The sequence below is a fragment of the Mesorhizobium sp. KR9-304 genome (assembly GCF_040049215.1).
Taxonomy (GTDB): Bacteria; Pseudomonadota; Alphaproteobacteria; order Rhizobiales; family Rhizobiaceae; genus Mesorhizobium_K.
Genome location: NZ_JBDZDN010000001.1, coordinates 1,554,951 through 1,568,260 on the forward strand (window position 1 = coordinate 1,554,951; position 13,310 = coordinate 1,568,260).

General features: G+C 64.4%; 10 protein-coding genes. 8 read left to right on the forward strand and 2 right to left on the reverse strand.

Going from position 1 to position 13,310, the window contains the following annotated elements:
- Positions 1–16: 16 nt before the first annotated feature.
- From nusA to pnp, 7 genes are all read left to right on the forward strand, one after another.
- The gene (gene nusA, locus ABLE71_RS07390; RefSeq protein WP_348782698.1) at positions 17–1,609 is read left to right on the forward strand and encodes a transcription termination factor NusA; all 1,593 of its coding nucleotides are present in this window, start codon (positions 17–19) and stop codon (positions 1,607–1,609) included.
- Positions 1,610–1,641: 32 nt separating this feature from the next.
- On the forward strand, positions 1,642–2,292 hold the full coding sequence (locus ABLE71_RS07395) for an RNA-binding protein (RefSeq protein ID WP_348783689.1): 651 nt from the start codon (positions 1,642–1,644) through the stop codon (positions 2,290–2,292).
- The gene (gene infB, locus ABLE71_RS07400) at positions 2,289–4,841 is read left to right on the forward strand and encodes a translation initiation factor IF-2 (protein ID WP_348782699.1); all 2,553 of its coding nucleotides are present in this window, start codon (positions 2,289–2,291) and stop codon (positions 4,839–4,841) included. The genes ABLE71_RS07395 and infB overlap by 4 nt, the downstream gene beginning before the upstream one ends.
- A gap of 116 nt (positions 4,842–4,957) precedes the next feature.
- On the forward strand, positions 4,958–5,359 hold the full coding sequence (rbfA, locus tag ABLE71_RS07405; protein ID WP_348782700.1) for a 30S ribosome-binding factor RbfA: 402 nt from the start codon (positions 4,958–4,960) through the stop codon (positions 5,357–5,359).
- On the forward strand, positions 5,359–6,315 hold the full coding sequence (truB, locus tag ABLE71_RS07410; protein WP_348782701.1) for a tRNA pseudouridine(55) synthase TruB: 957 nt from the start codon (positions 5,359–5,361) through the stop codon (positions 6,313–6,315). The genes rbfA and truB overlap by 1 nt, the downstream gene beginning before the upstream one ends.
- Positions 6,316–6,496: 181 nt before the next feature.
- Positions 6,497–6,766, forward strand: coding sequence for a 30S ribosomal protein S15 (gene rpsO, locus ABLE71_RS07415; protein ID WP_348782702.1), 270 nt, complete (start codon positions 6,497–6,499; stop codon positions 6,764–6,766).
- A gap of 248 nt (positions 6,767–7,014) precedes the next feature.
- Entirely contained in the window at positions 7,015–9,159 is a 2,145-nt protein-coding gene (gene pnp / locus ABLE71_RS07420) for a polyribonucleotide nucleotidyltransferase (protein ID WP_348782703.1), read from the forward strand.
- A 67-nt stretch (positions 9,160–9,226) separates the two neighbouring features.
- Here the strand turns inward: pnp and ABLE71_RS07425 are convergent, their stop codons facing one another.
- Entirely contained in the window at positions 9,227–9,622 is a 396-nt protein-coding gene (locus ABLE71_RS07425) for a nuclear transport factor 2 family protein (protein WP_348782704.1), read from the reverse strand.
- Between the two features lie 104 nt (positions 9,623–9,726).
- Between ABLE71_RS07425 and ABLE71_RS07430 the strand changes: the two genes are divergently transcribed.
- Positions 9,727–10,740 carry a class I SAM-dependent methyltransferase gene (locus ABLE71_RS07430; RefSeq protein WP_348782705.1) on the forward strand — a complete coding sequence of 338 codons (1,014 nt, stop codon included), beginning with the start codon at positions 9,727–9,729 and terminating at the stop codon, positions 10,738–10,740.
- On the opposite strand, the gene ABLE71_RS07435 is transcribed toward ABLE71_RS07430, so the two are convergent.
- Complete coding sequence (locus ABLE71_RS07435) at positions 10,741–13,110, reverse strand: DUF1989 domain-containing protein (protein ID WP_348782706.1); 2,370 nt, start codon at positions 13,108–13,110, stop codon at positions 10,741–10,743.
- Positions 13,111–13,310: the final 200 nt, after the last annotated feature.

The window sequence follows — 13,310 nt, forward strand, 5'->3', positions numbered from 1 at the left end:
GGTCAGGGAGACGGAAATGGTAGTCAGCGCCAACAGGCTCGAATTGCTGCAGATCGCGGATGCGGTCGCGCGCGAGAAGTCGATCGACAAGTCGATCGTGATCGCCGCGATGGCCGACGCGATCCAGAAGGCCGCGCGCTCGCGTTACGGCCAGGAGACCAACATCCGCGCCGACATCAACCCGAACACCGGCGAGATGAAGCTGCAGCGGCTGATGGAAGTGGTCGAGACGGTCGAGGATTACGGCCGCCAGATCGCGCTTTCCTCGGCGCGCGAGCGCAACCCGGACGCCGAAGTCGGCGACTTCATCGCCGAGCAGCTGCCGCCGATGGATTTCGGCCGCATCGCCGCGCAGTCGGCCAAGCAGGTCATCGTTCAAAAGGTTCGCGAAGCCGAGCGCGACCGCCAGTTCGACGAATACAAGGACCGCATCGGCGAGATCGTCAACGGCACGGTGAAGCGCGTCGAATACGGCAACGTCATCGTCGACCTTGGCCGCGGCGAGGCGATCATCCGGCGCGACGAGCTGATCCCGCGCGAAAACTTCAAATATGGCGACCGCGTCCGCGCCTATGTCTACGACGTCAGGCGCGAGCAGCGCGGGCCGCAGATCTTCCTGTCGCGCACGCATCCCCAATTCATGGCGAAGCTTTTCACCATGGAAGTGCCGGAAATCTACGACGGCATCATCGAGATCAAGTCTGTCGCCCGCGACCCGGGCAGCCGCGCCAAGATCGCGGTGGTCTCGCGAGACTCGTCGATCGACCCGGTCGGCGCCTGCGTCGGCATGCGCGGGTCGCGCGTTCAGGCCGTCGTCGGCGAGCTGCAGGGCGAGAAGATCGACATCATTCCGTGGTCGCCTTCGGCCGCATCCTTCATCGTCAATGCGCTGCAGCCGGCGGAAGTCGCCAAGGTCGTGCTCGACGAGGATGCCGAGCGCATCGAGGTTGTGGTACCCGACGACCAGCTGTCGCTGGCGATCGGCCGCCGCGGCCAGAACGTGCGGCTTGCGTCGCAGCTGACCGGCTGGGACATCGATATCCTGACCGAGCAGGAAGAGAGCGAGCGCCGCCAGAAGGAGTTCGTCGAGCGTTCGAACCTGTTCATGAATTCGCTCGACGTCGATGAGATGGTCGGCCAGGTGCTGGCGTCGGAAGGTTTCACCTCGGTCGAGGAAGTCGCCTATGTCAATGCCGACGAGATTTCGTCGATCGACGGCTTCGACGAGGATACGGCGAGCGAGATTCAGCAGCGCGCCCGCGAGTATCTCGAAAGGATCGAGGCGGAGCATGACGGCAAGCGCAAGGAGCTGGGCGTCGAGGACGAACTGCGCGAGATACCCGGTGTGACCACGGCCATGATGGTGACGCTCGGCGAGGACGGCGTGAAGACGGTCGAGGACTTCGCCGGCTACGCGGTCGACGACCTTGTCGGCTGGAAAGAGCGCAAGGACGGCGAAACCAAGTTTTTCCCCGGCGTGCTCGCCAGCCACTCGGTCTCGCGCGCAGATGCCGAGCAGATGGTTCTCGCGGCGCGGCTCAAGGCCGGGTGGATCACGGCCGACGAAATCGCCGTGGAAGCCGACGCGCCCGCCGAAGCGGAAGCGTGAAGTGAGCCGGCCCGGAGCAAGCCTTGGACGAGATGAACGATCGCACCTGCATCGTCACGCGTCGGCAAGCCGGGCCGGATGAGCTCATCCGTTTCGTCCTCGGCCCCGACAAGGCCGTCGTACCGGATCTAAAGAGAAATCTCCCCGGCCGCGGCTGCTGGGTAACCGCCGACCGCGAGCATGTCGACAAGGCGGCGAAAAAGGGGCTGTTCGCCAAGGCGTTCAAGGCGCAAGTGACTGTGCCGGCCGATCTCGGCGGCATGGTCGATCGCCTGCTTGCCAAGGCGGCGCTCGGCGCGCTGGGACTGGCCCGCAAGGCGGGCGCGGTGGGGCTCGGCGCCACGAAGGTCGAGGCTGCGGTGCGCAGCGGAGCTGCGCTTCTGGTGCTGCACGCGGCCGAAGCGTCCGCCGACGGCTTGCGCAAGATCGCCCAGGCGAGACGCGCGACTGCCCATGCCGGAGGCCCCGAAATCAGGGCCTACAAACTTTTTTCCGAACAGGAATTGGGTTTGGCATTGGGCGGCACAAATGTGATACATGCAGCCGTTCTTGCGGGCGACGCTGGAAGATCGGCTGAAAAGCGCATGGTTGCGCTTGACCGATACCGGGGCGGATCTCCGGACGAGTTGGCAATGTTTGCGGCGATTGCCGGCGGGAATGAAGCCGCAGAGGATATGGAATGAGCGATACGAAAACCGGTGACGACAAGACGTTGAGCGTCAATACCAAGAAGACCTTGACGCTGAAGCGGCCGGGCGTTGAACAGTCGACCGTGCGTCAGAACTTCTCGCATGGCCGCACCAAGTCCGTCGTCGTCGAAACCAAGCGCAAATTCGTCAAGCCCGGCGAGAAGTCGGAGGCCGCCTCGGTGTTCACGCCGAAGCCGGCCCCTGTGCCCGTTGCGCCCAAGCCCGTGACTCAAGAGGCGCCGAAGGCGCCGCCGCCGGTAACCGATCGGCCCAATCTTGTGCTCAGCGACCTCTCGGCCGGCGAGATCGAGGCGCGCCGCCGCGCGCTCGAAGGCTCGAAGGTACGCGAGGTCGAGGACCGCCACCGGGCAATCGACGAAGCGAGACGCCGCCAGGAAGACGAAGAACGCCGCAAGCGTGAGCGCGAGGAATCGGCGCGCCGCCAGGCCGACGAAGAAGCCCGCTTGCTGGCCGAGGCAGAATCCCGCCGCCGCGCCGAGGAGGAAGCGCGTCGTCGCACTCCGCTGGCCGATATGGCGAGCGACGACGAACCGGTCGTCAAGAGCAAGAGCGTTCTGCGCACCACAGGTCCGGTGAAGCGTATCGCGACACCGGAAGCGGCACGTCCGGCAAAGACGAAAGGCGAGGAAGACCGCCGCCGCGGCAAGCTGACGCTGTCAACCGCCACCTCCGAGGAGGAGGCGCGCGCCCGTTCGCTGTCGTCGATGCGCCGCCGCCAGGAGAAATTCAAACGCGCGATGCACAACGAGCCGCGCGAGAAGGTCATGCGCGAGGTGGTGCTTCCCGAGACGATCACCATCGCCGACCTTGCCAACCGCATGTCGGAACGCTCCGTCGACATCGTGAAGTTCTTCATGAAGCAGGGCGAGATCATGAAGCCCGGCGACGTGATCGACGCCGACACGGCCGAGCTGGTTGCCTCCGAATTCGGTCACACGGTCCGCCGCGTCGCCGAAGCCGATATCGAGGAAGGCGTATTCAAGGCCGCGGACAAGCCCGAGGACCTGAAGTCGCGCCCGCCCGTCGTGACCATCATGGGCCATGTCGACCACGGCAAGACCTCGCTGCTCGACGCCATCCGCAACGCCAACGTCGTCTCGGGCGAGGCGGGCGGCATCACCCAGCACATCGGCGCCTACCAGGTCGACAAGAACGATCACAAGATCACCTTCATCGACACGCCCGGCCACGCGGCGTTCACGGCGATGCGCGCCCGCGGCGCGCAGGCGACCGACATCGCGGTGCTGGTCGTGGCGGCGGACGACGCGGTGATGCCGCAGACGATCGAGTCCATCAATCACGCCAAGGCGGCCGGCGTGCCGATCATCGTGGCGATCAACAAAATCGACAAGCGGGAGGCAGACCCCCAGAAGGTCCGCGCGGAATTGCTGCGCCACGAGGTGTTCGTCGAATCGATGGGCGGCGAGGTGCTCGACGTCGAGGTCTCCGCCACCAAGGGCACCAACCTTGACAAGCTGCTCGAGGCGATCCTGCTGCAGGCCGAACTGCTCGATCTCAAAGCCAATCCGGACCGCACCTCCGAGGGCGTCGTCATTGAGGCGAAGTTGGAGAAAGGCCGCGGCGCGGTTGCCACCGTTCTGGTGCAGACCGGCACGCTGATGATCGGCGACATCGTGGTCGCCGGCGGCGAATGGGGCCGCGTGCGCGCGATCATCAACGATCGCGGCGAGCAGCTCAAGGAAGCTGGCCCATCGACGCCGGTGGAGGTGCTCGGCCTGCAGAGCACGCCGCGCGCCGGCGACCGTTTTGCGACGGTCGAGAGCGAGGCTCGCGCCCGCGAGATCACGGAATATCGTCAGAGACTCGCGCGCGACAAAGCCGTGGCCAAGCATGCCGGCGCGCGCGGTTCGCTCGAGCAGATGATGACGCAGTTGCAGACGAGCGGACTGAAAGAGTTCCCGCTTGTGATCAAGGGCGACGTGCAGGGCTCGGTGGAAGCCATCATCGCCGCCCTCGACAAGCTCGGCACCGACGAGGTCAGGGCGCGCATCGTCCATTCGGGCGCCGGCGCCATCACCGAGAGCGACGTGTCGCTTGCTGAGACGTCGGGCGCTGCGATGATCGGCTTCAACGTGCGCGCCAATCCGCAGGCGCGCGCCGCCGCCGAAGCCGCCGGCATCGAGATCCGCTACTACAACATCATCTACAACCTTGTGGATGACGTGAAGGCGGCGATGTCGGGTCTGCTCTCGCCGGAACGCCGCGAGACCTTCATCGGCAACGCCGAGATCCTCGAGATCTTCGACATCACCAAGGTCGGCAAGATCGCCGGCTGCCGTGTCACCGAAGGCAAGGTCGAACGCGGCGCGGGCGTCCGCCTGATCCGCGACAACGTGGTCATCCACGAAGGCACGCTGAAGACCCTGAAGCGCTTCAAGGACGAAGTGTCGGAAGTGCCGGGCGGCCAGGAATGCGGCATGGCCTTCCAGAACTACGAGGACATGCGCGTCGGCGACGTCATCGAGTGCTTCCGCGTCGAGATGGTGACGCGGTCGCTCTAAGGCGCTGCAAAGCAGACTGTCATGGAGATGGCGGCCGAAAGCCGCCGTCTCGTCGATTTTTGTGAAACATGCGCCGCGGTTCCATCCCGCGCCCGCACGATTTCAAGATAGGAACCATGCCTAGAACATCCGGTCCCAAAGGCCCATCTCAGCGCATGCTGCGCGTCGGCGAACAGGTGCGTCATGCGCTTTCCGAGATGCTGCAGCGCGGCGAGATCATCGATCCGGTGATCGAAACCACCGTCATCTCGATCTCCGAGGTCCGCATGTCGCCCGACCTGAAGGTCGCGACCGCCTTCGTGTCGCCGCTTGGAGCGAAAGACGACGCAGCCGTGGTCGATGCGCTGAACCATCATGCGAAATTCATCCGCGGGCGCGTGTCGCATGCGCTCAGGCAGATGAAGTTCATGCCCGAGTTCCGCTTCCGGCTGGATACGAGCTTCGACAATTTTTCGAAGATCAACGAGCTGCTGAAGTCGCCCGAGGTCGCGCGCGATCTCGACAAGGAAGGCAAATAATGGCCCGCCGCGGCAAGAAGAAGGGCCGGCCGGTATCCGGCTGGGTGATCCTCGACAAGCCGGTCGGCATGGGCTCGACCGAGGCTGTATCCAAGGTTAAGTGGCTGTTCCAGGCAGAGAAGGCTGGGCACGCCGGCACGCTCGACCCGCTGGCGTCCGGCATGCTGCCGATAGCGCTCGGCGAGGCGACCAAGACCGTGCCCTACGTGCAGGACGGCGCCAAGGTCTATCGTTTCACCGTCGCCTGGGGCGAGGAGCGTTCGACCGACGACCTCGAAGGTCCCGTGACGAAGAGCTCGGACCTGCGGCCGGACGAGGCCGGCATCCGCTCGATTCTGCCGAAATATACCGGCGTCATCATGCAGACGCCGCCGCAATTCTCGGCCATCAAGATCGGCGGCGAGCGCGCCTATGATCTCGCCCGCGCCGGTGAGAATGTCGAAATCCCCGAGCGCGAGGTCGAGATCGGCCGCTTCGACCTGATCGGGATGCAGCCCGACGGCAGCACGGTGTTCGAGATCGAATGCGGCAAGGGCACCTATGTGCGCTCGCTGGCGCGCGACATGGGGCGCGACCTCGGCTGCTTCGGCCACATAGCCGAGTTGCGCCGCACCGAGGTTGACCCGTTCACACCGGAGGACTTCGTCACCGTCGCGGAACTGGAAGCGGCGCGTTTCGGCGAGGCCGGGCAACAGGAGGGCGAGCCGCTGCCGGCGGATTTCACGGCGATCGACTCGCTTCTGGTCGATACGGGTGCTGCACTCGAATGCCTGCCGCAGGTCGCCATTTCCGACGAGGCGGCGAACCGGATCAGGCTCGGCAATCCGATCGTCATCCGAGGCCGCGATGCGCCCGTCGAGGCCGACGAGGCCTGCGCGACCGCACGCGGCCGGCTGGTGGCGATCGGCGCGATTGAGGCCGGCATGTTCAAGCCGAAACGGGTGTTCGCAGGCTGAGGCGGCGAAAAGGCCCGTGGAACTGAGCCGACAAATGCTTCTGGCTTTTTGTCCGGAATTCAACTATATGCGCCGCAGCATCGCGCCAGAACCATAAATTCAGCGCTTTGTTCATCGGCCTCTGCTGGACGACATCCCGGCTGCGGCGTCTCATTTCCCCCATTTTGAAAGGAAAAATCCGATGTCGATTACCGCAGAGCGTAAACAGGCCCTGATTGCCGAGTTTGCGACCGCCAAGGGCGACACAGGTTCGCCGGAAGTCCAGGTTGCCATCTATTCAGAGCGCATCAAGAACCTGACCGAGCACTTCAAGGACCACAAGAAGGATAACCATTCCCGCCGTGGTCTGCTCGCTCTGGTCTCGCAGCGCCGCAGCTTGCTTGACTACCTCAAGCGCAAGGACGAGGCCCGCTATTCGACCCTGATCGAAAAGCTCGGCCTGCGCCGCTAGCAAGTTTGACCGGCGCGCCTTGGCGCGCCGGTTGCGCATTCGGGCCGCCCCTACGAGCGGCCCAACGGTTCGAAGCCGGAAGGGGTCTGGTGCGAACCGCCCATGGACGGTCATGGGGCAGGATTGCAGGACGCTCGCCAAAACCCGGAGCTTCCCGTTGTCTTGCCCGTGGCTCGCCCGAACGAAGCCAGGAAGGGATTGCTCGCGCGGAGAAACGCGCGGCCCTTCCCCAATATCAAGGACAAGAAATGTTCAACCACCACAAAGTCGAAATCGAATGGGGCGGCCGTCCGCTCATCCTGGAAACCGGCAAGATCGCCCGCCAGGCCGACGGCGCCGTGCTCGCCACCTACGGCGAGACCATGGTGCTCGCCACCGTCGTGTCGCAGAAGGAGCCGAAGCCGGGCTTCGATTTCTTCCCGCTCACCGTCAACTACCAGGAAAAGACCTTTGCCGCCGGCAAGATCCCCGGCGGTTATTTCAAGCGCGAGGGCCGTCCGAGCGAGAAGGAAACGCTGGTTTCCCGCCTGATCGACCGCCCCATCCGCCCGCTCTTCGCCGAGGGCTACAAGAACGACACCCAGGTCGTCGTCACCGTGCTGCAGCACGACCTTGAAAATGACCCGGACATCCTCGCGATCGTCGCCACCTCGGCGGCGCTGACGCTTTCGGGCGTTCCTTTCATGGGTCCGATAGGCGGCGCGCGCGTCGGCTACATCAACGGCGCATATGTGCTCAACCCGCATGTCGATGAGATGCCAGAATCCAAGCTCGACCTCGTCGTCGCCGGCACCGACTCTGCCGTGCTGATGGTCGAGTCCGAGGCTAAGGAACTTGCCGAGGACGTCATGCTCGGCGCGGTCATGTTCGGTCACAAGGGTTTCCAGGCGGTGATCGACGCGATCATCAAGCTCGCCGAAGTCGCCGCCAAGGAGCCGCGTGACTTCGCACCTCCGAACTATGCCGAACTTGAAGCCGACATGCTGAAGCTGGTCGAGGGAGACCTGCGCGACGCCTACAAGAACGTCGACAAGCAGAAGCGCTATGCCGCCGTCGACGCCGTCAAGGCCAAGGTCAAGGAAACCTTTTCGCCGAAGGGCGACGAGACGCCGCTCTGGACGTCAGAGCAGGTCGGAACCGTGTTCAAGGAACTCCAGGCCAAGATCGTGCGCTGGAACATCCTGGACACCAAGTCCCGCATCGACGGGCGCGACCTGTCGACCGTCCGCAAGATCGTCTCGGAAGTCGGCGTCCTGCCGCGCACCCACGGGTCGTCGCTGTTCACCCGCGGCGAGACGCAGGCGCTGGTGGTGGCGACGCTCGGCACCGGCGAGGACGAACAGTATGTCGACAGCCTGACCGGCATGTACAAGGAGAAGTTCCTTCTCCACTACAACTTCCCCCCCTACTCGGTCGGCGAGACCGGCCGCATGGGTTCGCCGGGCCGCCGCGAGATCGGCCACGGCAAGCTCGCCTGGCGCGCCATCCGCCCGATGCTGCCGGCCGCTGAGACCTTCCCTTACACGCTGCGCGTCGTCTCCGAGATCACCGAGTCGAACGGCTCCTCCTCGATGGCGACCGTCTGCGGCACCTCGCTGGCGTTGATGGATGCGGGCGTTCCGCTCGCCAAGCCGGTTGCCGGCATCGCCATGGGCCTGATCAAGGAAGGCGACCGCTTCGCGGTTCTCTCCGACATCCTCGGCGACGAGGATCACCTCGGCGACATGGACTTCAAGGTCGCCGGTACGATGGGCGGCATCACCGCGCTGCAGATGGACATCAAGATCCAGGGCATCACCGAGGAGATCATGAAGGTGGCGCTGGGCCAGGCCAAGGACGGCCGCCTGCACATCCTCGGCGAGATGGGCAAGGCGCTTTCAGGCGCCCGCGCCGAACTCGGCGAGTTCGCGCCGCGCATCGAGGTCATGCACATCCCGACCGACAAGATCCGCGACGTCATCGGCTCCGGCGGCAAGGTGATCCGCGAGATCGTCGAGAAGACGGGTGCCAAGATCAACATCGACGACGACGGCACCGTCAAGATCGCTTCCGCCAACGCCAAGGAAATCGAGGCGGCGAAGAAGTGGATCCACACGATCGTGGCCGAGCCGGAAGTCGGCGAGATCTACGAGGGCACGGTGGTCAAGACGGCCGATTTCGGAGCCTTCGTCAACTTCTTCGGACCCAAGGACGGCCTCGTCCACATCTCGCAGCTGGCCGACGCCCGTGTGCAGAAGACGACCGACGTGGTCAAGGAAGGTGACAAGGTCTACGTCAAGCTGATGGGTTTTGACGAGCGCGGCAAGGTCCGCCTGTCGATGAAGGTCGTCGACCAGAAGACCGGCAAGGAAGTCGCCCGCGAGAGGCAGACGGAAGGCGAAGACGCCGCTTGATATCTCTGCGGCATTGCGAAATCCCACGGGCGCGGCGAAAGTCGCGCCCGTTTTGTTTGGGCAATCCCTAGGCCGATTTCCGCGAGGGGCTGTCGAGAGTTGTCTCGGAGTGCATGACACACAGCCATTCGTCGCCGGACCTGGTCCAGGTCGACGCGTCGGCCGCCTGCATGTCATAGGGCTTGCCGTCCATCGTCCCTTTCTGATTGACCTTGTAGCCGATCACGGCGGTCGACTCGTTGGGGAAGATCACCTGGACGTCGCTGAACCTGTAGGAGTCCAGCGTCCATTTGCCCTCATCCATCATCTTGCTGAAATCGACACGCGAAACCTGCGCAACCCCTTGCGGCCCGGTCACGATGCTGGTTTTCGCCATCATCTCGGTCGCGGCATCGGCGTCCTTGGAAACCATCGTCTCCCAGAACTTCTTTTCAAGATCGATAATCGTCTGTTTCTCGGGCATATCTGCCTCCATTTTTAGGCCTCCTATACGGAAACGAACTCCGAACCGGTATCGTTCCGCCTGCAAATCGCGCCGACCTCAGGGACAAGGAGTACGCTGAAGCAATGAAGCCGGAATCGCAGGCCACTCTTTTCCACCCCTTCGACACCGGGGATATCGAAGCACCAAGTGCAGGCCGTTTTCTGTTCCTCGGCGCGGAGCCGGGCTTCCGCCTGCCGGAGGGTTTTGGCGCGGAGCTGCATCTGGTTCAGGGTTTTCGGCCGCATTTCCGGGCGCTTGAGGCGTCGGGCCACAAGGTCACGCCGACGCCCGAGGGGCGGGACTTCGCCGGGGCCCTGGTGCTGGCCGGCCGGCACCGCGGCCAGAACGAAGCCTGGATCGCCGATGCGGTGGAGCGCGTCGTTCCGGGCGGCTTGATTGTGGTGGCAGGCAGCACCGACGACGGCATCGCCAGCCTGCGCAAGCGGGTGGGAAAGCTGATCGGGCTCGACGGCCATCTGCCGAAATATCACGGTGTCGCATTCTGGTTCCGGTGCCCCGACGAACCTGAACCGACTGTCGAGGCCCTGCGGCCTGCGACCTCGCGTGTCGATGGCCGTTTCGCCGCCGCGCCCGGCATGTTTTCCCGCGACCGCGTCGATACCGGATCGCGGCTGCTCGCCGAATGCCTGCCCGAAAGCGCCAAGGGCATTGCGGCGGATTTCGGCGCCGGCTGGGGCTATCTATCGGCGCAGTTGGCGGAACGGACCAAAGGCCTGAAAGCAATTGACCTTTACGAAGCAGGCTACGAATCGCTGGAGGCCGCGAAGACGAACCTATCCAGCCCGCCGGATGCACCCGAGTTGGGCTTCTTCTGGCATGATCTGTCCAGCGAGAAGATCGAGAAAAAATACGACCTGATCGTCATGAACCCGCCCTTCCATCAGGGCCGCGCCGCCGAACCGGGCATCGGCCAGGCGATGATCAAGGCGGCCGCCTCGGCGCTGAAGCCCGGCGGGCGGCTCCTGATGGTCGCCAACCGCGGCCTGCCCTACGAGCAGGCGCTCAGGATCGGTTTCAAGGATGTCCAGGAGCTTCGCAACGAAAGCGGCTTCCGGGTGCTCACAGCGCGCAGGTAGCTACGACCGTGGCTTCGTCTTCTGCGGGTCGTAGTGCGGGAAGGCGACGATCTTCGCCGGCAAACGTTTCTGGTGGCCATCGAGCTTGCCGATCTCGACCGCCGTGCCGATCTCGGCATGCGCGACATCCAATCTGGCCAGCGCGATGTTCTTGCCGAGCACCGGCGAGCGCATCGACGACGTCACGACGCCGATCTGCGGGCGGTCGACATGCACGCAGTCGCCATGGCCGACATCGACGTTGCCGTCGATCTCCAGCCCGACGAGTTTGCGCGACGGGTTCTCCTTGCGGCGGATCAGCGCCGTGCGGCCGATGAAGTCGTCCTGCTTGGTCTTCAGCGGCACGGTGAAGGCGATGCCGGCTTCGAAAGGGTCGGTCTGGTCGGAAAATTCCGTGCCGGCAAAGATAAGCCCCGCCTCGATGCGCACCATGTCGAGCGCCGCCATGCCCATCGGCGTCAGCCCATAAGGCTGGCCCGCTCCCCACACCGCGTCGAAGACTTTTTCCGCATCGCGGGGATGGCAGAAGATTTCGTAGCCGAGTTCACCCGTATAGCCGGTACGCGAGACGACGACAGGCACGCCTTGCGCGTCGCCGATGCGGGCGACCGCGAAGCGGAACCATTCGAGCTCAGATATCGAAGGCTGCAGCGGCGAGGTCCAGACGATCTCCTTCAGGATGTCGCGACTCCTTGGCCCCTGCACGGCGATGTTGTGCATCTGGTCGGTGGAGGAGCGCACCATCACCTTGAGGCCGAGCTTTTCCGCCTGCTGGCGCAGCCATGCGCCGCCGAAATCGTCGCCGCCGATCCAGCGGAAATTGTCGCGGCCGAGACGCAGCAGCGTGCCGTCGTCGATCATGCCGCCATGCTCGTAGCACATGGCCGAATAGACGACCTGGCCGACGCCCAGCTTCTTCACGTCGCGCGTCAGCACATATTGCAGCAGCGCTTCGGAGTCCGGCCCGGTCACCTCGACTTTCCTGAGCGGCGAGAGGTCCATCACCACCGCCTTCTCGCGGCAGGCCCAGTATTCCTCGATCGGCCCGGCCTTGGCGAAGGAATTGGCGAGCCAGTAGCCCTTGTATTCGACGAAATTGCGCGTGTGTTTTGCAAAACTCGAATGGAAGGCGGTCTCGCGGGTCATGACGGGTTCGGCGTCGGGGCTCATTCTTCTTGCTACCGCTCGGGTGAATTTTTCGGCGCCGCTATAGGTGCGAACATGGATGTCGGTGAGATTCCAGCCATTGGCCGGCGTGGTGTCGTCGGGGCATGCCGAGGAGACGCAGACGATGTCGGTCAGCGCGCGCAGAAGCACATAATCGCCCGGCCGCGACCACGGTTCGTCGGAGACGACAAGGCCGGTGGCGTCGATCGAGGTGTTGAAGAAGAAGTTCACCGCCATCCAGCCAGCGCGGGCGTTCACGCCCTTGTCGGCAAGCGCGGTGTTGAAATTCGTCGAGCAGTTCGGGTGACCGGGATAGCCGATGTCGTCGTAATATTTGGCCGCGCAGGCGAGCGCGAAGGCGTCGTGCCGCCCGCAGGTGTCCTGCACAACCTCGACCAGCGGCTCCATATCCTGGTCGTAATATTTTGAATGCAGGCCCGGCATCGGATAGCTCGCGCCCATCAGCGTGCGCGTCGTCGTCACGTCCAGCGGATGGTCCTTGCCGCGGTCGAGCTTGCGCGCCGAGAAGCACTGGAAGTCGGTGCATTGCCGCCCGTCGACGTCGATGATCTGGATATAGTCGCCGGCCTTGACGAAATAGGCTTCCGCCGTTGCCGACTTGATGCGCTGGTCGAGCACCGGATCGGCGAGCGGATCGGGCAGTTCGAACTTAGCCGCCGACCGGATGCGCGCGCGGTCGATCCTCAGCGTCAGCGGGGTCACCGTGTCCTGCTCCTCGGGCGACATCGGCGCGCCGGGTGCGGCGACTATCAGCGAGCCGCCGCGCTGGACAATGAAGGTCTCGGACGTGCCCGCCGGCGTGGCGGAATCGAAGAAGCGAACGGCTTGAGCGCCAGCGAGGCTGATGCCGCGCCGCTCGATCTTCAAGCGGAATTGCCTGAGGCTCGCATCGCCCGACAGCAGCAGCGCCTTCAGCCCGGCCGCATTGCTGTTGCCCGGCACGCCGAGCATCGCGGGTTCCGAGCGTCCCTCGCTGTCCAGCGCAACCAGTTCGCAGGCCTGCCCGCCCTCGGCATTGGCGATCGTCACCCTGTCGCCTGGCTCGATGTCGACCAGCACGGCTCCGCCACCCTGAACCGTGTAGCGTTCCGTTCCCGCCGGCAGCGAGAAGCCGCCGGGCACGATGATCGCGCTCGGCCGCGGCGGGCCGGGGATCACGTCGGGATAGCGAAGGTTGAGCATCGGCATTTTCCTGCCGCCGACTTGCTTCAGCGGAAGATTATTTTAACGGGAAGAATATCGGAGGGTCCACGCAGGGGCAAGGCGTCGCGGCTCCGTGATCCGGCCGCGCGCTTGTCAAACGTGACGCCCCATGATTAAGACCCCACCAAGGGAGAAAAGAAGAACAAGCGGCGTGGTGCAAGCCTAGCCGCGAGCCGCCG